22 protein-coding genes and 3 pseudogenes are annotated in these 22,082 nt (G+C 38.3%); 21 read left to right on the top strand and 4 right to left on the bottom strand.

Going from position 1 to position 22,082, the window contains the following annotated elements; genetic code table 11:
* A pseudogene (locus ACOV1R_RS13470) lies at window positions 1-457 on the top strand (transposase); the annotation flags it as partial.
* Between the two features lie 392 nt (window positions 458-849).
* On the opposite strand, the gene ACOV1R_RS13465 reads toward ACOV1R_RS13470, so the two are convergent.
* Window positions 850-1,089: a hypothetical protein gene (locus ACOV1R_RS13465; RefSeq protein WP_011669001.1), complete on the bottom strand. Its 240-nt coding sequence runs from the start codon at window positions 1,087-1,089 to the stop codon at window positions 850-852.
* 3 nt (window positions 1,090-1,092) lie between these two features.
* Window positions 1,093-1,878, bottom strand: a complete 786-nt coding sequence (locus ACOV1R_RS13460) for a ParA family protein (RefSeq protein ID WP_216786340.1) — start codon at window positions 1,876-1,878, stop codon at window positions 1,093-1,095.
* Between the two features lie 926 nt (window positions 1,879-2,804).
* On the opposite strand from ACOV1R_RS13460, the gene ACOV1R_RS13455 reads away from it, so the two are divergent.
* Window positions 2,805-3,083, top strand: a complete 279-nt coding sequence (locus ACOV1R_RS13455; protein ID WP_064775442.1) for a BRCT domain-containing protein — start codon at window positions 2,805-2,807, stop codon at window positions 3,081-3,083.
* Window positions 3,084-3,379: 296 nt separating this feature from the next.
* Here ACOV1R_RS13455 and ACOV1R_RS13450 read toward each other — a convergent pair.
* Window positions 3,380-4,167, bottom strand: a protein-coding gene (locus tag ACOV1R_RS13450) for an IS5 family transposase (RefSeq protein ID WP_236039367.1) whose coding sequence is annotated in 2 segments (ribosomal slippage) — window positions 3,380-3,900 and window positions 3,900-4,167 — 789 coding nt in all. Because the reading frame shifts where the segments join, the coding sequence is not laid out codon by codon here.
* Window positions 4,168-4,361: 194 nt separating this feature from the next.
* Between ACOV1R_RS13450 and ACOV1R_RS13445 the strand changes: the two genes are divergently transcribed.
* The 17 genes from ACOV1R_RS13445 to ACOV1R_RS13365 all read left to right on the top strand — a co-directional run bounded on the left by ACOV1R_RS13445 (window position 4,362) and on the right by ACOV1R_RS13365 (window position 19,186).
* Entirely contained in the window at window positions 4,362-4,622 is a 261-nt protein-coding gene (locus ACOV1R_RS13445) for a hypothetical protein (RefSeq protein ID WP_236039369.1), read from the top strand.
* 11 nt (window positions 4,623-4,633) lie between these two features.
* Window positions 4,634-4,996: a glycosyltransferase gene (locus ACOV1R_RS13440; protein WP_316042465.1), complete on the top strand. Its 363-nt coding sequence runs from the start codon at window positions 4,634-4,636 to the stop codon at window positions 4,994-4,996.
* 244 nt (window positions 4,997-5,240) lie between these two features.
* Window positions 5,241-6,011: a YveK family protein gene (locus ACOV1R_RS13435; RefSeq protein WP_217203331.1), complete on the top strand. Its 771-nt coding sequence runs from the start codon at window positions 5,241-5,243 to the stop codon at window positions 6,009-6,011.
* Between the two features lie 11 nt (window positions 6,012-6,022).
* Window positions 6,023-6,751 (top strand): CpsD/CapB family tyrosine-protein kinase, encoded by a 729-nt coding sequence (locus ACOV1R_RS13430; RefSeq protein WP_072539917.1) that lies wholly within the window; start codon window positions 6,023-6,025, stop codon window positions 6,749-6,751.
* Window positions 6,738-7,511 (top strand): tyrosine-protein phosphatase, encoded by a 774-nt coding sequence (locus tag ACOV1R_RS13425; RefSeq protein ID WP_217203333.1) that lies wholly within the window; start codon window positions 6,738-6,740, stop codon window positions 7,509-7,511. The genes ACOV1R_RS13430 and ACOV1R_RS13425 overlap by 14 nt, the downstream gene beginning before the upstream one ends.
* A gap of 47 nt (window positions 7,512-7,558) precedes the next feature.
* Window positions 7,559-8,227 carry a sugar transferase gene (locus ACOV1R_RS13420; RefSeq protein WP_003643245.1) on the top strand — a complete coding sequence of 223 codons (669 nt, stop codon included), beginning with the start codon at window positions 7,559-7,561 and terminating at the stop codon, window positions 8,225-8,227.
* A 49-nt stretch (window positions 8,228-8,276) separates the two neighbouring features.
* A complete protein-coding gene (locus ACOV1R_RS13415; protein ID WP_107787695.1) occupies window positions 8,277-8,732 on the top strand; it encodes a DUF1972 domain-containing protein in 456 nt (151 codons plus the stop codon).
* A gap of 321 nt (window positions 8,733-9,053) precedes the next feature.
* Entirely contained in the window at window positions 9,054-10,178 is a 1,125-nt protein-coding gene (locus ACOV1R_RS13410) for a glycosyltransferase family 4 protein (RefSeq protein ID WP_217203335.1), read from the top strand.
* Window positions 10,179-10,600: 422 nt separating this feature from the next.
* Window positions 10,601-11,593, top strand: a complete 993-nt coding sequence (locus ACOV1R_RS13405; protein ID WP_024002442.1) for a glycosyltransferase family 2 protein — start codon at window positions 10,601-10,603, stop codon at window positions 11,591-11,593.
* A 2-nt stretch (window positions 11,594-11,595) separates the two neighbouring features.
* Window positions 11,596-12,573 carry a glycosyltransferase family 2 protein gene (locus ACOV1R_RS13400; protein ID WP_217203337.1) on the top strand — a complete coding sequence of 326 codons (978 nt, stop codon included), beginning with the start codon at window positions 11,596-11,598 and terminating at the stop codon, window positions 12,571-12,573.
* A complete protein-coding gene (locus tag ACOV1R_RS13395; RefSeq protein WP_236039372.1) occupies window positions 12,549-13,142 on the top strand; it encodes a serine acetyltransferase in 594 nt (197 codons plus the stop codon). Before ACOV1R_RS13400 ends, ACOV1R_RS13395 begins: the two co-directional genes overlap by 25 nt.
* 8 nt (window positions 13,143-13,150) lie before the next feature.
* Window positions 13,151-14,254, top strand: coding sequence for a glycosyltransferase family 4 protein (locus ACOV1R_RS13390; protein WP_217203338.1), 1,104 nt, complete (start codon window positions 13,151-13,153; stop codon window positions 14,252-14,254).
* Window positions 14,251-15,519, top strand: coding sequence for a hypothetical protein (locus ACOV1R_RS13385; RefSeq protein WP_217203340.1), 1,269 nt, complete (start codon window positions 14,251-14,253; stop codon window positions 15,517-15,519). The genes ACOV1R_RS13390 and ACOV1R_RS13385 overlap by 4 nt, the downstream gene beginning before the upstream one ends.
* A complete protein-coding gene (locus ACOV1R_RS13380) occupies window positions 15,516-16,658 on the top strand; it encodes a polysaccharide pyruvyl transferase family protein (RefSeq protein WP_217203342.1) in 1,143 nt (380 codons plus the stop codon). Before ACOV1R_RS13385 ends, ACOV1R_RS13380 begins: the two co-directional genes overlap by 4 nt.
* Window position 16,659: 1 nt before the next feature.
* Window positions 16,660-17,535, top strand: a complete 876-nt coding sequence (locus ACOV1R_RS13375) for a beta-1,6-N-acetylglucosaminyltransferase (RefSeq protein ID WP_217203343.1) — start codon at window positions 16,660-16,662, stop codon at window positions 17,533-17,535.
* 35 nt (window positions 17,536-17,570) lie between these two features.
* The gene (locus ACOV1R_RS13370; RefSeq protein ID WP_217203345.1) at window positions 17,571-19,025 is read left to right on the top strand and encodes a flippase; all 1,455 of its coding nucleotides are present in this window, start codon (window positions 17,571-17,573) and stop codon (window positions 19,023-19,025) included.
* Window positions 19,022-19,186 carry a hypothetical protein gene (locus ACOV1R_RS13365; protein WP_217203346.1) on the top strand — a complete coding sequence of 55 codons (165 nt, stop codon included), beginning with the start codon at window positions 19,022-19,024 and terminating at the stop codon, window positions 19,184-19,186. The genes ACOV1R_RS13370 and ACOV1R_RS13365 overlap by 4 nt, the downstream gene beginning before the upstream one ends.
* Window positions 19,187-19,258: 72 nt before the next feature.
* Here ACOV1R_RS13365 and ACOV1R_RS13360 read toward each other — a convergent pair.
* A pseudogene (locus ACOV1R_RS13360) lies at window positions 19,259-19,388 on the bottom strand (IS3 family transposase); the annotation flags it as partial.
* 161 nt (window positions 19,389-19,549) lie between these two features.
* Between ACOV1R_RS13360 and ACOV1R_RS13355 the strand changes: the two are divergent.
* Together ACOV1R_RS13355 and ACOV1R_RS13350 are read left to right on the top strand one after the other, a co-directional pair.
* Window positions 19,550-20,969, top strand: a pseudogene (locus tag ACOV1R_RS13355) (IS5 family transposase).
* A gap of 644 nt (window positions 20,970-21,613) precedes the next feature.
* Window positions 21,614-21,910, top strand: a complete 297-nt coding sequence (locus tag ACOV1R_RS13350; protein WP_056953201.1) for a DUF5839 family protein — start codon at window positions 21,614-21,616, stop codon at window positions 21,908-21,910.
* Window positions 21,911-22,082: the final 172 nt, after the last annotated feature.

Genomic DNA, 22,082 nt, shown 5'->3' with positions numbered 1-22,082 from the left:
TCTTAACGCTGATCGAGCGTCAATCCCGCTGCCAAATTCTACGTTTGATCGATGGTCGTGATGCCGATTCAGTCAACTATGAGCTGGCCAAGATCTGTCAAGAATACGGATCAATCATGAAGTCAGTTACTGCCGATAATGGCGCTGAGTTCTCGGAAGTTGGCGCTGTACTTACCGGTGTCGCTGACCTTTATTATGCCCATCCATATCGTTCCTCTGAGCGTNACTTACCGGTGTCGCTGACCTTTATTATGCCCATCCATATCGTTCCTCTGAGCGTGGGACTAACGAAGCGCATAATCGAATGATCCGCCGCGATGTACCCAAGGGTCTATCCATGGATATTTTGGGTCCTCATGATATCCAAGCAGTTGAGTCAAAGCTAAACAATTTACCGCGCCGGCAAACTGGCTATCAAACACCCAAAGAGCTTTTCTCCGCTGCTTCCGCCGGTTAAGTTAAGTCCATAAAATATGAATATTAATGAAAATACTGATTTAATAGGATTTATCGTGTGGCTAATTTGTTCTTGCAATTTGGGATTCAGCTCTTTATGCCAATTGCATATCAAAAAGCACTACTCATTAATTTGGGTGGTGTTTTTTTATTGTCTAATAAAATTTTGATTTTATAACGTGATATAAACGCATTCTGCTTAATTTAAACGGACAAGTATACATCTAAAAGGTGAACGAGTTGTCTGAGAGCGCGTAATTATTTACTTTTTTCTTTGTTAGCATCGCTGGATTCCAAAGCCTGCATTTGAGTCGTAAGCGTATTTTGTTCAGGTTAAATTAAAATTGCAGGTTACTTATTACAAGATACAAGTTACAAGATACAGATTACAAGTTACTTGTAATCTGTATCTGGGTGACTCTTTTTATAGCTTCGAAGCCCACGCTTTATTATGTCATCTAAAATCTCAACCATTTTTGTATTTTCTTCGAAGGCAATTTTTCGAATATCATTGTAAAATGATTCTCTAACTCGTAATGGTTTTGTTTTTTCTTTTCGTTTAAAAGGAGAGTCGCCATCTTTTAATTGACTCTCTGCATCAATCTGATCTAAAAGACTTTTCTTTTCCGGCATATTCTACCCCTCCAACAGATTAATTCGTGATAGAGCTTCATCTAATACTACTTGATACATATATAAAGCCCTTTTGTCCCACATATCCTCATCTTTAATTCCACTTTTTCCGAAACGTTTAACACGTTCTCTTTGAAATACGTTCCCATGAAATAGGGCTTTTCCAAAGGCTTGATTAGCGGCTTTCAACACTTCATGATCGACAGGTCCGTCTTTTTTAACCAGATAGGCAATAATGCCAAGCAAATCAAATGATTTGTCATAGTCTTTTCTAAGCCCTTGAAGATAGCTTACAAATTTTAAAGAACTTGAGTAAGATTGCTCTTGAGTCTGCATAACCATAATTACGTAATCTGAGGCTAAAACGGCATTATTTGTATATGCTGATAGCGTTGGCGGAACGTCTACTAAAATATAATCATAATCATTTCTAATTTTTGTTAGCAAAGTTTTTAAAAATAGTGGTCGGTCACTTTTCTTATAATCTTCAAGCATATCAGGAAGCAAAGATAAGCTCCAATCACTAGGCATCAGATCAAGGTAATCTGTGACGTGTGCAATGGACTCAGATAAATCCAGATTCTTAATACCATCAGTTAAACTTTTGGAATTTTTTTGTTTGAATACAGGAAATGTTTTTTCTATAATTTCACTAGCATTTCCTTGTGGATCAAAATCAATTAATAAGGTTTTTCTATGGGCTTTATTTAATAGATAAGAAAAGGTTACACAAGTTGTTGTTTTTCCAACCCCACCTTTAAAGTTTCCTATCGTGATCGATGTGGTCATACAGGATCCTCCAGACTTGAACTTATTAGTTCATAGTCATTGTAATGCAACGAGCATAGCAATTCAACGTAAATATAAAGATACAAATTACAAGTATCAAATTACATGAAACTTGTTACAAATTACTTTTGCTATTTTTGCGATTTTTGTTTATAAACAAGCTGAATAGTGGTATGGTTAATTCATAAAATAGAACATAAAAAACACCCACCGACTGGAATCGGTGAGCGCCACAAAAAAGGCATCATTGTTTAATGACTATTATATCATGGCCGGTGCGATTTTTAAAGCCCTAGGGGACAAGCTGGGGTCTAAATCCAAGGGGACACGTTTGCCAGTGCGACTTCAATAAGTCTGGCTATACCACAACAAGGCTATCTGTACNAAAAGTCATCGTTGTTTAATGACTATTATATCATGGCCGGTGCGATTTTTAAAGCCCTAGGGGACAAGCTGGGGTCTAAATCCAAGGGGACACGTTTGCCAGTGCGACTTCAATAAGTCTGGCTATACCACAACAAGGCTATCTGTACGGCTGGGTGGTGAATGGTGAGCGCGACCATTAACGGCGCGGGTGGTAAAACGAAGCTTCGGCTTGGTGCCACTGATTAGTTGGTGATCGAACAAACATAAATACGTATCATCAACGCCTGTTAGGGCGTTTTTTAGTAGGCTAAACCGAAAACGTAGGTTTATAATGAGTGGTGGTAGCAATACCGCAATTGTACAGACAAGCGACGGGCGTTAACGACCGATGAACTAGGGGGAAACCTTAGCGTAGAATTGCACTCTGGTTCAGTTATTCCAAATAGCTGTTTCCAGGGAACAATTCTGCGCTCAAAACGTCACTCCCTCTAAACTGAATGGAAAACCATAACCCGTCAAGTCAAAACCAACATTAGAATCAAGAAAGTTGATGATTTAAAATGCTTGATTTAAGAGATTGTGAGATTGCTTTTACCGGACGTCTAACTACCATGACTCGGGATCAAGCTTTTAGTTTGGCGAAAGTCTTTGGGGCGAAACCACAAAATTGGGTTACGAAACAGACAGATTATTTAGTGGTTGGGTTAATTGAGACGGCTTTAGGTGAGGAGCCCATCATAAAAAAGTTATTGACGGGAACACCAACGATTTCAGAACGGGATTTTTTGGACTGGTGTCAGGCAAGATTGGCGCAATGGTCTAGGAGTTTAGGCGGTTAAATTCACAAAGTGAGTTTACTGATTTTTTGGGGATTTTTCATCTAGACCACTCCTCTACCGTCAAATTTTACAAAGGAAAAATAACGGATCGTTGTTTTATCAGGGAGTGAGGGGGTTACTTGGGATGAGCCGCATTATGTTAACTAGCTTAAAATTGCACAATAAAAAGGCCTACTCAATTGAGGATAGACCTTTTTACTTTATTCAGCTTTGTCATCTACTTTAATCTCAGCACTAGTTGAGGTCACATTAGAAACGTTCGCACTAGTTGGTGCTTTAGAAGCTGTTTGAGGTCTCTATTGACGAGCAAGCAGGATCCCTATAAAGGCCATAGCAACCATGACTTTACTGGTATTTAACTTGCGTTCGCAATTGAACCAAAGCCGTCGCCAGTTGGTTAACCAACTGAAACTACGTTCCACGCCCCAGCGCTGTGGCGTTACTTGACCGTTCTTCAGATCACTTTGTTTGGCGATAATGACATCTGCACCAATGATTGCATGGACCGACTGGGCGAAGTTGTCGCCTGTATAGCCACCATCGGCCATCACTCGCTGAACAAGATCAAACTGCTCTTCATTTAACGCGAGTAAAGCGATCGCACCGTCCCGTTCGGAGACATTAGCTGTGGTAATGTGGATCGCGAATGGGAGACCATTAATATCAACGGCAAGGTGGCGTTTAATCCCACTGATTTTCTTGCCGCCATCATACCCTTTATTTTGGGGTGTTGCCGTATTTTTGACGCTTTGCGCATCAAGAATTACGAACGACGTTCGTACCGATCGTCCCATTCGTAATCGCTCTCGAGCGACAATTTTTTTAAAAGCAGGTCAATCAGGGAATATTCCGAATTAGCTAATGGTTTTGACCACATGGCAAAGTAAGTGTAAACGGTTTGCCATTTCGGAAAATCATGCGGCAACTGACGCCATTGAGCGCCCGTACGAAGCTCGTAAAGCACTGCATTGAAGACATCAAATAGGTCCACCCTTCGAGGACATGTACGCTTGCGAAACGTCTCAAGGTCAACGCGAATCAATTCAAATTGGTCACGAGTGATATTGCTTGGATAATCAGTCATAATGAAGTCCTTTTTTTTACATATTTTACCGGAAATTCAAGCGTCTTTCAAAGACCTCAAACAGTTTCTTATCAGCTTGGCTAGCGGAGTCCACCTCGTTTGTAACATGTTCTAAGGTGCCTGTCGTGTCCTGTGAGACGTTTACAGTTTGTACGTCTGTAATTACACCTAGCATACCTAAAATGGTCAGAACCGTGTTAATGGTAGATTGCAAATTTAATCCAGTATCTGAATCTAAAACTGATGATATCTCAAGTATGAGTGTGGTGAATGATCACATAAAAATCGTAAAGTTTGTCTATATTGGTCGGGTGATGTGGGAGGGGCAGAAAAATTTAGCCGAATTATTTTCTGCCCTTGATAAGGTGTCTGGAAATTGGCAGTTAGAAATTTTCGGCACAGGGGACGCAGCGGAGATAGATCATGTTAAGAACTTGTCAGCAATCACCAATTAGAAAAGCATGTAATTATACGTGGTTGGGTTGCAAAGCCATTTGACAACCTTGAATGTGATTACCTAGTATTGACTTCCAAGTACGAAGGTCTTCCGATGGTTTTGATTGAAGCTCAGCAACATGGGATTGCATGTATATCAGCGAATTGTCCCACCGGTCCCGACGATATCATTACGTTGGAGAGTGGTTATTTGTATGAACCGGGCGATATTGATCAGCTATCAGGAATCTTGCAACGGTGCATTGACGCACCAACAGTATCGTTTGATCCGAGAAAGATTCGAGCGCTGTCGAGTCGTTTCGCTGAAGGTAACTATTTCGAGAATGTCGAGCGAAGTCTAAACATGATCAATACGTCGAACAGGAAAGGTTGAGCATGGCCAAGGGAAAAGTAAAAAAACTAGCGAGCAACTTAGGCATGTTTGCCATTGGAAATCTAGGAAGCAAATTAATCAGCTATCAAAAGGTAAATGAAAAATCTTGAATTGCAGTCAATAGGTGAGATCGCTTCTTGGACTTCAATTGTAAATCAACCAATGCGATGTTATATTTGATGATAGATTGTATTTAATAGCGTTAGTTAAAACGTGTTTTAATCTTGTTAATTTTGGAGAGTGAATGATGGATCAAACAGTAAGTTTTGTCTTTTTTATCCGGCTTGTTCGTAAATACTGGCTTACAATCGTTAGTTTTACAGTGGCGGGATTAATAGTTGCCGCAGGGTTGACCTTCTTTGTAATTACACCTAAGTACCAATCAAGTGTCCAGATTTTGGTTAACCGTAAAGACACTAATGCCGCTACTGAGTATGCTGGGCAGCAGGCTGATATTCAGATGGTTACGACCTACAAGGAATTAATTGCTGGACAAGTGGTTTTAAAACCAGCTAAGCAACAATTAAGCAAACGTTATGGCATTGAGCGCTCACTAAGCACACTAAAAAGTGAGGTTAGTGTGACAAGTACGGATAACTCACAAGTTTTCTCAATCTCAGTGACTGATACTAATGCGAAAGCTAGTGCGACGATTGCCAATCAAATTGCTCGTAGTTTTAAGAACCAAGTGCAAAAGATTATTAAAGTTAACAACGTCACGATTGTTGCTCCAGCCGAAACGCCAAATGGTGCGGTATCACCGAAAAAACCTCGTAATATGTTGGTTGGGTTAGTTGCAGGATTGTTACTAGGATTTGCTTATGCAGCGATTCGGGTGCTCACTGATCGTCGCGTTCACGACGCTGATTTCTTAACTGATGAATTAGGATTGACTAGTTTAGGCGTGGTTAACCATCAACATCACTATTCAATGAAGAAACAGGCCTTGAATCTGAATGGTGGCTATCATACGCATAATGATCGAACATCGTCACAAGCGATGAAACGAGTTTAGGAGGGTGTTAGATGTTTAAACGTAAAGAACAGAATATAACGACTACGGCACCAATTAATCTCACGACGATTAATGAACCCACGTCGGTCATTACTGAGCAGATTAAAACAATTCGAACCAATATCAATTTTGCGGCTACTGACAAAAATTTACGAACTTTAATGGTGACTTCATCGATGAGTGGTGAAGGTAAGTCAACAGTAAGTTGTAACTTGGCGGTGGAATATGCTAAGGAAGGGATGCAAGTTTTATTGGTCGATGCTGATTTACGGCGACCAGTGATTCACACGACGTTCGGGCTTGAAAATCATAAGGGATTAAGTTCATGGTTGGCTAATCAAATGGACAATGTGAATGATGCAATTCATCCCGTTATTGGTAACTTATTTGTGATGACGAGTGGTCCTAAGCCACCGAATCCCGCGGAACTGTTAGGAAGCAACAAAATGACAGAATTCTTAACTTCGGCAACACGTAAATTAGATTTGGTGATCGTTGACGCACCACCAATTTTGCCGGTGACTGACTCACAATTGCTTGCTAATAAAGTTGATGGCACGGTCTTAGTTGTTCGCCAAGGTGTAGCCCAAAAAGCAGCGGTTCGTGATGCTGTTAATTCGTTGAAAAAATCTCAAGCCAATATTCTGGGCGCAGTACTGAATGATGTTCGCGATGGTTCGCACCATGGCTATTACGGCTATAGTAGTGGTTATGGGTACTACAGCGATGAAGATAAATAATTTAGTTGACTTACATTGCCACATCTTACCAGCCATTGATGATGGTTCGCCTTCCTTAGAAGCGTCATTGGAATTAGCACGGCAGGCAGTTGCTGACGGGATTCGCTATATTTTAGCGACACCACATCATATGGATCGACACTATCTCAATCATGCAGGTGATGTGTCTGCGGCGGTTAAGGCATTTCAAGCAGAGCTAGATGCAAATGATATTCCGTTAACCATTTTTCCTGGTCAAGAGGTACATCTAAATGGTCAGTTGATGGAAAATGTTGATGATTTGTTGGGCATAGATGCCAGTAGACACTATTTACTGTTGGAACTTCCTCACGAGATGGTACCAAGTTATTTGGATGAAATGATTTTTCAATTGTCTTGTGAGGGGATTACCCCAGTTATTGCACACCCTGAACGGAATGCTCAAATTATTGCTGAACCGCAACGATTATACAAGTTGGTCGAGGATGGGGGCTTGGCACAGGTTACGGCCACGAGTTTAGTTGGTGCTTTTGGGGAACAAGTCCAACGTACTGCAAAAGAATTCGTTAAGTGTGGTTTGGTTCAGGTGGTCGCGTCGGATGCGCATACGCTGAAAAATCGTGGTTTTGCAATGACGAAGGCCTATCAAGTATTAAACGAAATGGATTCCCAATATCCTGAACGTTTTGCAGCCAATGCTCGGGATTTGTTGAATGGTGAGTTGATTGACATTTCAAATATATGTTTACCTAAAAGGCAGCGGAAGTTTTGTCTATTTTAGTAGGTTAAGAAAGTTAGCTTTATCAATTAATAAAAGGTGTGGCTGTGATGGAATACAGTGGGGATAATTCAAAAACAATTATTATTGATCCGATTGTTCAACGAGAGCGGTATGGATATCGATTAATAAAGCGATTATTTGATGTGTGTGCTAGTTTCACGGCGCTTGTTCTATTGTCACCTATGTTTTTAGTAGTGGCAATTGCAATCAAGGCTGAGGACTCCCAAGGCAAAGTTTTTTATTCGCAAATAAGAGTTGGAAAAGGCGGTAAACGATTTAAAATGTATAAGTTTCGATCAATGGTATCGAATGCTGATGAACTCTTGAAGACACTTATTTCAGAAAATGACGTTGATGGTGCCATGTTCAAGATGAAATTAGATCCTCGTGTAACTAAAGTTGGTTCATTCATCAGAAAATACAGTATTGATGAATTACCACAGCTTGTTAATGTTTTGAAGGGGAATATGAGTTTAGTTGGACCACGACCGCCACTGGAACGAGAAGTTAAAGAATATACAGACTATGATAAGCAACGCTTGTATGTTAAGCCTGGATGCACTGGATTGTGGCAGGCCACGGTTCGCAATAGTGTTGGTTTTGATGAAATGGTTAGACTGGATTTGATTTATGTTCAGAAACGCAGTTTGAAATTTGATTTATGGATTATATTTAGAACGGTTAAAATCATGTTTAGACCAAATGGAGCGTATTAAACAATTTGTATTAGTTGTTTTAACCATCGAAAGGGCGGAATTTTAGAAAGTGCAAAAAAGAGAGGTATTTATCGTAGGCGCAAAGGGAATTCCGGCTAGATATGGTGGCTTTGAATCCTTTGTGGATCAATTAACAGCCCGGAAACAAACAAATCGAATTCATTACTATGTAGCTTGCCGACGTGATCTATCTGAGAATAAAGCTGATTTATATGAATATAATGATGCAACTTGTTTTAATGTAGATGTTCCCAATATTGGTCCGGCTAAAGCAATTATGTATGATGTTAAAGCGTTTAAAGAAGCTTTGAAAATTATTCGTCAGAAAAAAATTGCACATCCAATTGTTTACGTCTTGGCATGTCGAATGGGACCATTTATTAATCACTTTAAGAAGCAATTGAAACTGTTCAATGGTGAATTGCTAGTTAATCCTGATGGGGAGTGTGAAATAATATGGACAACCAGAGAAAAGCCTGATTTCATGCGGGTTTGCGCGGCTTGACCTTTTCACCTCAACTTGTTTCTGCTTGTCATGGTGCGTTACGGCCAGCGTGTTTTCAGGAGTTAATGGCTTCTGGTTGCGCTCTATACTTAACCCACCACAGCGAAAGCTGATAGAGCAGAAAACAAAATAAGGAGGTACGAGGACAAGCCTGCGTATAGATTGTTGCTGCAATCTGTATACAGGCTTGTTGTTGTGCTATGAAGTAGGAAAGGTGAATAGTGAAAGACGAGCATGACAATTTAAGGAAAAAAACTGCTGGGATTGTGTATAAGCCTAGGACAAGAATAGAAACTATGGAATGACGGTTGGAGAGAAGTAATGGAAGAAAAAATCAGACTTGCGGTTTTTGGACAGAAACGTCTTTCGCGTGAAGGCGGGATAGAGATTGTTGTAAAGGAACTATGCACCAGGATGGCACAGAATGGTTGTGATGTGACTTGCTACAATAGAGCAGGCCATTATGTGAGCGGTGCAGAGTATGACAAAACAATTGAATATGATGGTATCCGTCAAAAGGTTGTTCCGACTATTGAGAAGAAGGGACTTGCGGCGGTAAGCTCATCTTTTTTCGCAGCACTTTATAGTGCATTTGGAAGATACGATGTGGTGCATATCCATGCAGAAGGTCCTGCCTTTTTCTGTTGGATACCAAAACTTTTTGGCAAGCGTGTAATCAGCACTATTCACGGTTTGGACTGGGCCCGCGAAAAATGGAAATTTGGCGTTGGATCAAAATTTATCCGGCAGGGTGAAAAAAATGCCGTGAAATATGCAGATGAAATCATTGTTCTAAGCAAAGGCGTTCAGAAATATTTCATGGAGACCTACGGAAGGGAGACACATTTTATCCCTAATGGTGTCAATCGGCCAGAGGTTCGGGAGGCAAAGCTGATCACGGATCATTTTGGACTGGAAAAGGATTCCTACATATTGTTCCTCGGTCGTCTGGTGCCGGAGAAGGGGATTCGATATCTGGTTGAGGCCTTCAAGAATGTCAAGACAGATAAAAAACTGGTCATCGCAGGTGGCTCTAGTGATACGGATTCCTTTATGGAGGAATTGAAAGAACTGGCGAAGGGTGACGATCGGATTCTCTTTACTGGGTTTGTGCAGGGAGCAATGCTGGATGAACTGTACAGCAACGCTTACATCTACACGCTGCCGTCCGATCTGGAAGGAATGCCATTAAGTCTGTTGGAGGCGATGAGCTACGGCAATTGCTGTCTGGTGTCCGACATTCCAGAGTGTGCAGAGGTTGTGGAAGATAAGGCGTTGATTTTTAAAAAGTCGAATATAGAAGACTTGCAAAAAAAATTGCAAGAGTCCTGTGACCATCCAGAAATGGTTATAAGAATGAAGAATCAGGCAGCTGACTTTATCTGCGAGAAATATAACTGGGATAAAGTTGTAAAGGAAACGATGAAACTGTACAGGAGAAAATAATAGATGAGAGTATTGATAATAAATAATCTCCTCTAACCGAACGCAGGTAGTGAGATGCACATAGTGAAAATGCTGAAAAAATAGCGTAATTACTGCACCTTTCAAGAGATGGGGGGAGCTGTGAGAGCGGTTTTTATCTCGCTACCTAGGTTCAGTAACAGCAGATGTAATTATCATAAGAACTTTCAGTATCACTACCTGCGTTTGTATGGAGCACTCTGGTTTATGAATAACATATTGGAAGTGCTTCATCTGAACAGAGGTAGTGAAATAGAACACAGAATAAGGAGAAATGCAACGATACGTCAGTGCGTTTTGTATTATAGACTCCACTATGATGCCCATACATCGGTTTAAAGGAGTAAGACCCGATTTTTTATATATAGAGAGAAATTGGGAATAGAGTGAGGAATGATGCAAAAATGAGCGAATATAGAAAAACAGATGACACTTTAATCAGTGTAATAGTGCCAGTATATAAAGTGGAACAGTATTTGGAAAAATGTGTGAACAGCATAAGTGTTCAAACATATTCTAATTTGGAAATTATTCTGGTTGATGATGGATCTCCTGACAAATGCGGCGATATTTGCGATTCTCTTGCAAAGAAAGACAACCGAATCAAAGTAATTCATAAACCGAATGGAGGCCTGTCATCAGCACGCAATGCGGGAATTGATATAGCATCTGGCCAATACATTGGTTTTGTAGATAGCGATGACTCAATTGAGCCGTACATGTACGAAAATCTTTTAGGGTTAATTAAACATGACGGCACGAAACTGGCTGTGTGTGCGGTTAATTATATTTATGAAGACGGAAAAAAGGCAAATAAGGCGGCGCTCGGGAAAAATTGTACATTTGATTTCTATCATGCGATAGTTGAAATGAATACACATCGATTTTTTGATATGGGGGCATGGAGTAAGCTCTATCATAAAAGTTTATTTGATGATCTTCGCTTCCCGGTTGGAAAGCTAAGCGAGGATTATTATATTATGTTTAAAATCTTTGACAGAGCACAGGCAATCAGCTACTTAGATACTCCGTGCTACAATTATCTCCAGCGAAATAATAGTATTACACGTAGCACAAAGATTAATCATGATCATGAGTATGCGGCCAGAGAACAAATGATATATCTTGACAAAAAATATCCAGAATTAAAGATTGTAAGCCACACATCATACGCTTCGGCTGCATTGACAGTATATGATTTTTATATAAAAAATCAAGTTACTTGTCCTAAAGAGCAACTTCAGCATTTTCGCGATGTAGTCAAACAAAATGAAGGATATATCAAACAGGCGGACTATTTTTCTAAAAGTAAAAAAATACAGTTTTCTCTTTTTATGATAAGTCCATGTTTATACAGAACTGTATTCAAAATATATCGAAAAATCAAGAGGATTTAGAGATGAATGATTTAATATCAATTATTATTCCTGTTTATAATGCGGGGAAAACAATAGATGGCTGTGTCGAAAGTGTTTTGAAGAGCACCTACTCTGATTTTGAAATTCTTATAATTGATAATGGCTCAAATGTTGAAACCGCTGAGGAATGCGATAAAGTAGCTTTGAAAGATCATAGAATTAAGGTGATTCATCAAGAAAATGGTGGCGTAAGTAAAGCCAGAAATTGCGGAATCGAAAATGCAAAAGGAAAATTTATAACATTTGTCGATGCGGATGATACGGTAGATTCTGATTTGCTTGCAAGTATGATGAATGCTATGCGACAGGAACAAGCTGATGTTGTAATAACTGGTCATAGAGAATGTTATGATGATGGCAGCTTTAAGGAATGCTTTTGTAGCGAAAAAGAATCAATAAAGTGCGGAACTGAAATACTATCAGAATTCTTCACGACAAATAATATCAGTTGGACAGTGTGGGCAAAACTATATACACGCTCTATTATTGGTGATGTAAGATTTCAAGTTGGAAAGCGTATTGCAGAAGATATGTATTTCAACTATGAAATACTAAAAAAGGCTAAAACGATTGTCGAATGTGGTTCTCCAAAATATAACTATATCAAACAGGATGAGTCGGCGATGGCCAGCAGTGACTGCTCACGGTTTTTTGACTCGTTTTATTTGACAAAAGCTGTTTTTGATGACATAGAAACAAATGAAAATCATCGGACGGATAAGGTGTTTTTCTACGTCAGAAGTGGACTTTTTTTCTTCCGAATGATGTATGCAAAAGACAGAAACAAAGAAGCTGCGGAAGACATAAGAAATGCACGAAGAGCATTCCTAGACAGCATTCAAGATAATACAACTGCATTACCGAGACGTATGCGATTGGAACTTTTTCTGCTTAAGTACTGTGAACCTCTGTATAGGCAACAAGCAAAAATCTATTGGGGGGACAGGAAGAAAATGTAAAGTATGAGCCCACAATTGACTCATATGCACAGCTTAGAAAATTATTAAATAGGGAAAAGAAAAATTACCCTAATAATTGGTTTGATAATATCAGTTGTAATCAGCGAGTTTATAATTGGCGGTTTATAAAGCTCCTTCGCAAGTGTGAGTATTATCGTAGTAAAACACGAAAGTCAAACAATCCGTTATGGATGGTATTATACTGGATTGCACGAACTCGCAAAAATCACATGGGCGTTTTTATTGGCGTAGAAATTCCGGAGAATGTGTTTGGCGAAGGACTTATTATACATCACAACGGAAGCATTGTGGTAAATGGTAGTAGTAAAGTAGGAAAAAATTGTCAACTGCACGGAGATAATTGTATTGGCAATGTTGGTAAGACGGATTCATTGACTGATTGTCCACAAATTGGGAATAATGTTGAAATTGGTGTTGGGGCAAAGGTGTTAGGTGGAATCATTATTGCAGACAATATAAAAATAGGTGCAAATGCGGTAGTGACGAAGTCTTTTGATGAGAAAGGAATTACACTTGTTGGAATTCCAGCACACAAACTGGAAAGGTAAACTAATTCATGAAGATTCTTTTGTTGATAAATTGGAAAATAAGATACTGTGAGCAAGTGCCGGATGACCTTCAGCCATCAGACTATAGTTGCCCGCAAGAACCGTTTTGGTTTTTTAAATACTTTGAAAAAAAGCCACAGGTAGATGTAGTGGATATAAGTGCGCCAAAGTGGATTGAAAAAGTAGAGAATAAAATTAGGTTCCATTTTTTTCAAACACTTAGAATCCTTCTTAAAGTAAATAAATATGACTTGATTTTTATTCACGGGTCAAATAGTGCAATGTTGTTATGCGCATTGAAACAAATTTTTCATTTGAAAATGCCACCAATACTTGATGTTGATATAAGTTCATTTCACCAAGCATATACCTCTGGTCTGATTCATAGACTTTCTCAATTCTCGAGCAAGGCATTTGATTATATGATATACCATACAAGTTCGCAGTATGATTATTATAAGGAATATTTTCCGTGGTTAAAGGATAAGTGCAAATTTATTCCGTTTGGTGTGGACTACGATTATTGGAAACTGAAAACATATAAAGATATACCGGAAAAAAATCAGTATATTGTTTGTGTGGGATACAGAAAAAGAGATTGGAATACATTACTTGAGGCATTTGGCAGAAGTGACATTTCGGAAAATTTGTATCTGATTGGAAATCCGAATATTAAGTGTGACAATCCGAAGATAAAGGTGCTACCATTTATTCCGATAGATGAATTGATGACATATATCGTAAACGCTAAATTTTCAGTTGTTCCACTTGATGATTTCAATTATTCCTTTGGGCAGATGACTTTGCTACAGCAAATGGCCTTAGGTGTTCCGATATTGGCAGCAGATGTTCCTGCTATTCGAGATTACTGTAATTGCAGCAATGGCGTTATGTCTTATAAACCTTACGATTCTAGCGACCTGGCTCAAAAGCTAGTTCAGATGTCAAATTATTCAGAAGACATTATGAATGCCATGGCTCAAGATAATATGACTGCTACAAAAACTTCGTTAAGCGAACAAGAAATGGCAAGGCAATTTGAGATTATCTGCAATGATATTGTTGGAAACATAAATGGTACATGCAACACAGGCAAGGAGATAAATAAATGATAAAAGTAAGTAGAATATTTTCCATATTCTATAGTCTACTATTGCTAAGCAGAATTTACGTAATTGCAGGAGCTTATAAGCTTCCAATGGATCCATCATTGATACAGGTGGGCTATGTTGGAGTGTTGATTATGGTGGCAATAGTACAGATAAAAGAAAATAATTATAAGATAAAAGAAAATAATTATAAGATAAAAAAGCATTTAAAAACAATGGATGCGGCTAGTTTGTTGTTAATAGGTTATTGGGCGATTTTTGGTTTTGTTTTTGTTAATCCGTTAATGGAACAATACACGAAGGCCATGGTTTTGAGGCAAGGTCTCTTTTTGGCTGTTGTAATAGTAACCGCTCTTTTTGCATACCGTAATAACTACTTGGTGGAGGTTATTTCTGCTAGCTTTTGGACCATCGCAGTCGCTCTTCTATTTCAATTTATAACGAACATAAACGATGTGACTCAAATAGATATAAGCAGTATTTTGAATGTTTCATCGAGATCACGGGTTAATTTTGGCTTAGGGCATTATAACTATCTTGGAATGCTTTGCTCTTGTGAGATTATACTTGGAATATGGATTCGAAAATTTAAAAACAAAAATAGATTATCCCTTTTTATAATAGCTCTTGCATCGATTATGCTTCTGGGAAGTGCTTCGAGAAATGCAATTTTTGGCTTAATTGTTTTTTCTTTAATCGAATTTTACTTTAGTCTCGAAAAATATGTATTTAGAAAAGTATATAAGTTTATTATACAGATCTTTATTGTCGGTATAGTGTTAATAATGGCACTATTTGGAGATAGTAGAGTTCCTCTTGACGGACTATTGTTAGATTCTAACAGAATGACACTTTTTTCAGTAGCACTTCCAACGTTTTTTAATAGTAATAGAACATGGATTGGCTTAGGGCAGGCATCGGGAGAAATATATGGACAAAATTTAACACCATATAAGACGTATTGGTTGGATGATGGATATATATATACGTTAATAACAAGCGGATATATAGGAATAACAATTTATGTGGCACTCATTATATTGTTCCTTATTAGTTATTGGAAATTGAAGAAACAAAATAATTCAATGGGTATTTTAGCTATAGCAACTTTTTCGATGTATCTATTTTCTGCCTTATTTGAAACGACCTTATTTAATGGAGGCGTTTTATTGAGTTATTTGTTATTACCAGTTTTTTTGATATTGCTAGATTACAGGTCTGAGACGGAAGATGAGACATTAGAAGACTTAAATGAGGTGAAAAAATGAAAAAAATGAAAAAAATTGCAATGATAACTTTTCATGCATCGCATAATAACGGTTCAATGCTTCAGGCGTTAGCTTTGCAAACGGCATTACAACAGAGGAACTGTGATATTGAAATTATTGATTTTTCCAATGAAGGTCAAAGAAATTTATATTCGGTGCTTCCTTATCCACATAATTGGAAGCAGTGTATAAAATGGCTGATTTGGAGAAGTAATTATAAAGAATTGAAAAGACAACACGAAGCATATGAGACTTTTTCAAGTAAATATTTTAATCTGACAGAAAAATCATACACAAATAATACGCAATTAGAAGAATTATATAACAAATATGACGCATTTATAACCGGAAGCGATCAAGTATGGAATACAAGGTGCATGGATGCTGATGATGCATATTTTTTAACTTTTGTTAAAGATAAACCAAAGTTTGCATATGCTGTTAGTTTGGGGGCTAACAATGCGTTTGAAGGTGAACAAGGTTTAAAATACATTAATTATATTAGAGATTTTAAAGGAATTTCGGTGCGAGAAAAGAATGCACAGAAGTGGATTGAACAAGCGACGGGAAAGAAAGAACTAATTACTTTAGATCCTACAATGCTTTTTGACCAAGAGGATTGGGAGAGAATTGTTGAAGTAAAAGCAGAACCTATTATACCTGGGAAGTATATTTTCTATTACTGCTTTGGTATTAATGAAGATATTCAGATATTCCTCCACAAATTATCTGATAGACTACAGATTCCGGTATATTTTATTGAAGCTAAAGAATGGACATTGAAAATGTGTTGGAGACATAGAATACATTTGGTGAAACAATATGGACCGGATGTATATATGAATTTGGTAAAGTATGCTAATCTGTTTTTAACAAGTTCTTTTCATGGGACAGCGTTTGGAACCATATATAGAAAGAACTTTTGGTATATTAAGAGTAAAGATAGTGAGAGCTCTCAAGATGATAGAGCAACTACATTCTTGTCGCAGCTTGGGTTGATGCCTAGATATCGAACTATTAAGGAATTGGAAACTATTAATTTATATGACAAGATAGATTATAAACCAGTCGTTGAAAACTTAAATGAACTGCGAGTTGTATCAAATCAATATCTGTCAAATATAGTAGATGCAATTTGAAATGGGAAAACATGCGTATTTGATTATGGCACACAATCAGAAAAATATGTTACAGAGTTTGATTGAGTGCCTAGATTATAAAGAAAATGACATATATGTCCATTTAGATCGAAAGTGGGAAGATATAGAGATTAATGACATATATAAATTTGCAACGGAGTCAAAAATTTTCATTTTAAAAGAACGAATTGATGTTAAGTGGGGGACGTATTCGCAGATTGAATGTGAACTCTTGTTGTTGCAAGAAGCAGCTCATGGTCATTATCAGTATTATCATTTAATGTCTGGAATGGATTTGCCACTTAAGACACAAGAAGAAATCCACAGTTTTTTTGATGAAAGAAATGGAACAGAGTTTATACACTTTGATGGTAAAGAAATTGATACTCAAACATATAAACGTGTATCAAAGTATAATTTCATTATAACAAAAAATAAAAATTTAATATCGCGAATTCTGTATAACTTACTGATGGGCTTGCAACTCTGTGTAGATAGAGCTAAAAAATACAATGTAGTTTTTTATAAAGGTGCAAATTGGTTTAGCATCACAGATGCACTAGCGCAGTACGTTGTCGAAAAAAGTGCTTGGATAAAAGAGGTCTTTCAATACGCTCGCTGCGGTGATGAGATGTTCCTTCAAACGATAGTTATGAATTCAAAGTTTAAAGAATCTTTGGTAAACAATAATTTTGGTGATAATTATGAAACAATTCAATACTGTATTGATTGGAATAGAGGATCACCATATGTCTTCAAAAAGGAAGATATATCCTTGTTAGAAGATTCCAATATGTGCTTTGCTCGAAAGTTTGATATGAATATCGATGATCAAATTGTAAGCTTGATTAAAAATAATGTTGGTGTTAATAAATAGCAATATAATTTGACTACAAATAGTGAGTTGGGAAAATGAAAACACTTGAGAAAAATTTTATTTATAATGTATTATATCAATTATTAGTAATTGTTCTACCATTGATTACAGCTCCATATATTGCGCGAACGTTGGGAGCTGAGTCGGTAGGTATCTATTCATATACGTATTCAGTTGCTCAGTATTTTCTGCTTTTTGCAATGCTAGGAATTTCTATTCATGGAAACCGATGTGTTGCATCAGTTAAAAATGATAGAGAAAAATTGTCTAATACATTTTGTTCTATCTATTCAATACAGGTCTGTACATATACAATAGCTGCCATTATGTATTGGGGATATCTTTTGCTATTCCATGTAGATAATGTACTCATTGTTGTAATACAGTTTCTGTATGTTTTGTCAGGGGCATTTGATATTAGCTGGTATTATTTTGGAACGGAGCAGTTTAAAATAACAGTAACGAGAAATACAATAATTAAGATTGCAACAGTTATCTTAATGTTTGTTTTTGTTCATTCACCTGATGATTTGTGGAAATATACGCTTATAATGGCGACTGGAACTTTCATAAGTCAGATTTATTTATGGAGATATATTCCTAAACAGGTGAAGCTAAAACGTGTTTCATTTGCGGAAACAAAAGCTCATATTAAACCGATTATTATATTGTTTGTTCCGGTTATAGCGTATAGTATTTACAAATTGCTGGATAAGATTATGCTGGGCAATATGACTTCATATAGTCAAGTTGGATATTATGAAAATGCCGGAAAGATAATTAATATACCAATGGGTGTTATTACAGCCTTAGGTACAGTTATGTTGCCGAGGATGTCTAGTATAGTATCGAGTGGAGAAAGAGAAAAGGCAAGAGATTATATTAGAATTTCAATAAAACTTGTGACGATTATAGGGGCAGCTATAGCATTTGGACTTATCGGAATTAGTGATATCTTGGTTCCAATCTATTTCGGAGCGGGATATCTACCTTGCATTTCATTAATTAACCTTCTGGCCGTGACAGTTTTCTTTATTTCATGGGCTAATGTCGTTAGAACACAATATTTGATACCGTTAAGATTTGATAAAATTTATGTAGTATGTATGGTTCTAGGTGCACTTGTAAATTTTGTCATCAACTATACTCTTATTCCACAATTTCAAGGCAATGGTGCGGCAGTTGGAACTATTGCGGCAGAATTTACTGTTATGATAACACAAATGGTATTGATAAGACATAAACTCCCGATTTTTAGATACTGCAGTCAAACAGTGCCATATCTGGTTATTGGATTTATTATGCAAGTTGTTGTCAGATTTTATGGGAAGCTACGAGGAGAAAGTGTTTCGACATTAGTAGTTCAAGTTCTTCTTGGTGCATTAGTATACAGTATCGGTTGTGTGGTCTATTTTATCTTATCTAAAGATGAAATAGGAAGTTTGATATTTAATGAGATCAAATCAATTAAAAGGAGACGGATGGGATGAAAAGTATCGATAAATGCGTATCAAATAAGATAAGTAATCTTAATTTGTTTTTATCTATTTTTATTGTTGCGGTAATAACGATTGGTTTAATATGGATTCTGTCTTTGGTAATGAAAAAAGTGTTGCCGCAAACATATAAGATATTAGCAGGCGGAAGATGATGGAGGATAAAATAGTGGATAAGGATAATGTGAGTATAGTTGAGAGATATAAAGTGGACTAATGTCAAATATTTAGACACAAAATGAACTATATTTTCTTAAAATAGTTTTCTTCCTTCTGATTTGGAGTTAAACCATTGTTAGCGGAATGGGGATTATAGTTGTTATAGAACTGTTCAATGTATTCGAAACAAGATAATCTAGTGGCCTAGTTGAACAGCCACTAATTAGTGGCTGTTCAAAAACGCGTAGTGACTGATACTAGTGATTTTAAGACGTTACTGTCTTATAATAAATGCATACGAAATGTCGGTTTTCGGACATTTCCCATGCATTTATGAAATTCACTCGGAGGTTTTATCCATGGTTTATCGTCAAAGTCCCCACCAACTCTCTTTTGAATCCTTTGGTTGCGGTCTGAGTACACCGCTCAGTCCAAATAATGAGTGGGTGCGCTTAGCCGATATTTTTCCGTGGAAAGAACTCGATGAGGCATACCAATTGGAGTTTTCCAAGAAAAGTACTGGGCGCGCGGCTAAACCATTTCGGATGCTTTATGGCGCTGGACTGATTCAGAATCGAATGAAACTAACCGATCGCGGTGTGGTCGACGCAATTCGAGATACGCCGGCTTATCAGTATTTCATCGGGCTCTCGGAATATCGTGCAGAGAAGCCCTTCGCATACACCAGCTTGTGTACCTTCCGTAAACGGATTGCGGATATCTCTGAACTGGTCAGAAACATTATCAATGATTGGCTTCGTGCCAAGATCGAAGCCTTGGTGCCATTCAAGGTTGACGTGATGATCACGGATGCCACAGCGATTCCGGTGAAGATCCGCTATCCCCAAGATACCTCGCTGCTCAATCAAGCCCGCAAGAATCTTGAAGACATGGCCATTGACATGGCGCATCAACTGAATGTCCCTAATCCACGCATGTATAAGCGTGAAGCCAAACAAGTTTGGACGGCTTTCTCACGCCATCCAAAGAGCCAAAAGCAATCCGTTCACAAGCAAGTTAAAGCGCAACTTCAATACGTCCGTCGCGACTTGCGCTACATCAATGAATTCATTGATGCAGGGGCAATCTTAACCGCCAAACAAGCAAGTACGCTTGGGTGTCATCCGAATCTTGTTTGACCAACAATGGTATATGTTTGAACACAAGATTCACCATGTCGCAGACCGGATTGTTAGTCTCCAACAGCCTTATATTCGACCGATCCAGCGTGGTAAGGCGAAAGCCAAAGTTGAGTTTGGGGCCAAGATTGACGCATCGTTAAGTGAGGGCATCGTTGATATTGAGCGTTTCGAATTCAGGGCTTTCAATGAGAGTAAAGACTTTGAAGCGACCTTGGATCATTACTTCGACTTGCATGTCCATTACCCAGATGAGGTGTTGGCAGACACGCTTTATCGCAACCGCGACAATCGAAAGTTGTGTAAGGACCTAGGCATCACCCTGTGCGGACCTAAACTTGGCGCAAAGCCCAAACACATTGATGCCAAGAAACGCCGCCAGGATACGGACGCAGAGAATCGACGCGGGGCCATTGAACGCCGATTCGCCTTTCTCAAAGGGTCAGTAGGCTTGGACTTAGTCAATACCCGAACAGCTGAGTCATTGGCCGTTAAAATCGATCAGGCAATGGTATTAAGCAATGCGCTGACATTCTTGAGAGTGTTTGCTATACCAATTTTAATTTTAACCACGAACGAAGGGCAAACCTATCGTTTCCGGTACAAATTTACTACTAGCATTGAGAATATGGTGGCCTAGTTGAACAGCCACTAATTATGGGTCTAGAATTTTTAAGTATTTCCATTCCAAAAGTACTAGGCCCTAATTTAAAAAGCCATTGATAATGGATCAAAAAAGGCCACTAGGGTATACCCTATTGGCTTTACTTGGCTGTATGAACTGATGCCACCTGCAATAGTTCAGTAGGATTGTCCAAATTAGGCGATATTTATCAAACAGTATGCAAGCTAATTTCGTGTTTGAAGATGGTAAAGGTTTGATATACATGCTGCTGTCACCACACAGAGGGCACCAGCCCCGAATAGCCAGATTCAGTTCCAGGTCTGCCGGATCCAAGACGACGAGCAGGGTTGTTGCAATAACCACCACGAAAGAAGGTTGCCAAGTTTTTGACAGGCATCAACGCTGCAATAAGGACGGTAAGCTAACCGTAACGCCAAAAGCTGATACAACCGCGGAGTATGCTGGTAACCCAGCAAAACCAACGATGCCAGCGCCTAAGCCAACGGTTACTAAAGTAGTTAAGCTGATTCAGACTGGTCATCACCAAACTTGGTTTGATCGATTGGTGGCTTGGTTCAAATAATTGCTAGTTTGAGGGTTCAGCACGTATACTAATGGTGTTAAGAAATGACTACTGGCCAATAATGGGAGGAATCAACATGGCTGATAATGTGTTAATGGCCTATCATATTGTGCATGATCCTGATGAGCGGGCAAAACATGTTTTGAATACGAAAAAGTTGTATAAGTGGCGGATTACCGAAAAGACGAAGGGCACCCCGGTAGTTGGTAATGTGGCGTTAGTCCAAACCCAGTTTGCGAAGCGCACCCCAGTTATGATTTATGCGACGAAGGAAGTTGCCAATGATTTGAGTGACTTACAACCAGTTAAAGTCTTTACCAACAATCGTGATCAAGAGACGGTTAATCAAACGTTTGATGACCTGATGAAATAACTTAACGGCCCAAGCCAACGTGATTCACTTTACGTTGGCTTGGGCCGTTCCTTTAATTAAGAAAAGTAATTAATTATCTTCTACAATAGATTGTAAAATTAATCCGAATAAGTCCGATAGTTTTCAATGGCCGTTGATTAATAGGTTCAAGTGCTGCTATGATCTCATTAAT

The sequence above is a fragment of the Lactiplantibacillus sp. YT640 genome, assembly GCF_049745435.1.
Taxonomy (GTDB): Bacteria; Bacillota; Bacilli; order Lactobacillales; family Lactobacillaceae; genus Lactiplantibacillus; species Lactiplantibacillus plantarum.
Note: the sequence above shows the minus strand (reverse complement) of the source record. Positions and strands in the feature narration are given on the sequence as shown.

Excerpts from the sequence above, each read along its gene's own strand:
- ACOV1R_RS13465 (WP_011669001.1), bottom strand. The coding sequence starts at position 1,089 with ATGCCGGAAAAGAAAAGTCTTTTAGATCAGATTGATGCAGAGAGTCAA.
- ACOV1R_RS13460 (WP_216786340.1), bottom strand. The coding sequence starts at position 1,878 with ATGACCACATCGATCACGATAGGAAACTTTAAAGGTGGGGTTGGAAAA.
- ACOV1R_RS13455 (WP_064775442.1), top strand. The coding sequence starts at position 2,805 with ATGCTTGATTTAAGAGATTGTGAGATTGCTTTTACCGGACGTCTAACT.
- ACOV1R_RS13435 (WP_217203331.1), top strand. The coding sequence starts at position 5,241 with ATGATGGATCAAACAGTAAGTTTTGTCTTTTTTATCCGGCTTGTTCGT.
- ACOV1R_RS13430 (WP_072539917.1), top strand. The coding sequence starts at position 6,023 with ATGTTTAAACGTAAAGAACAGAATATAACGACTACGGCACCAATTAAT.
- ACOV1R_RS13425 (WP_217203333.1), top strand. The coding sequence starts at position 6,738 with ATGAAGATAAATAATTTAGTTGACTTACATTGCCACATCTTACCAGCC.
- ACOV1R_RS13420 (WP_003643245.1), top strand. The coding sequence starts at position 7,559 with ATGGAATACAGTGGGGATAATTCAAAAACAATTATTATTGATCCGATT.
- ACOV1R_RS13410 (WP_217203335.1), top strand. The coding sequence starts at position 9,054 with ATGGAAGAAAAAATCAGACTTGCGGTTTTTGGACAGAAACGTCTTTCG.
- ACOV1R_RS13405 (WP_024002442.1), top strand. The coding sequence starts at position 10,601 with ATGAGCGAATATAGAAAAACAGATGACACTTTAATCAGTGTAATAGTG.
- ACOV1R_RS13400 (WP_217203337.1), top strand. The coding sequence starts at position 11,596 with ATGAATGATTTAATATCAATTATTATTCCTGTTTATAATGCGGGGAAA.
- ACOV1R_RS13390 (WP_217203338.1), top strand. The coding sequence starts at position 13,151 with ATGAAGATTCTTTTGTTGATAAATTGGAAAATAAGATACTGTGAGCAA.
- ACOV1R_RS13385 (WP_217203340.1), top strand. The coding sequence starts at position 14,251 with ATGATAAAAGTAAGTAGAATATTTTCCATATTCTATAGTCTACTATTG.
- ACOV1R_RS13380 (WP_217203342.1), top strand. The coding sequence starts at position 15,516 with ATGAAAAAAATGAAAAAAATTGCAATGATAACTTTTCATGCATCGCAT.
- ACOV1R_RS13375 (WP_217203343.1), top strand. The coding sequence starts at position 16,660 with ATGGGAAAACATGCGTATTTGATTATGGCACACAATCAGAAAAATATG.
- ACOV1R_RS13370 (WP_217203345.1), top strand. The coding sequence starts at position 17,571 with ATGAAAACACTTGAGAAAAATTTTATTTATAATGTATTATATCAATTA.
- ACOV1R_RS13365 (WP_217203346.1), top strand. The coding sequence starts at position 19,022 with ATGAAAAGTATCGATAAATGCGTATCAAATAAGATAAGTAATCTTAAT.
- ACOV1R_RS13350 (WP_056953201.1), top strand. The coding sequence starts at position 21,614 with ATGGCTGATAATGTGTTAATGGCCTATCATATTGTGCATGATCCTGAT.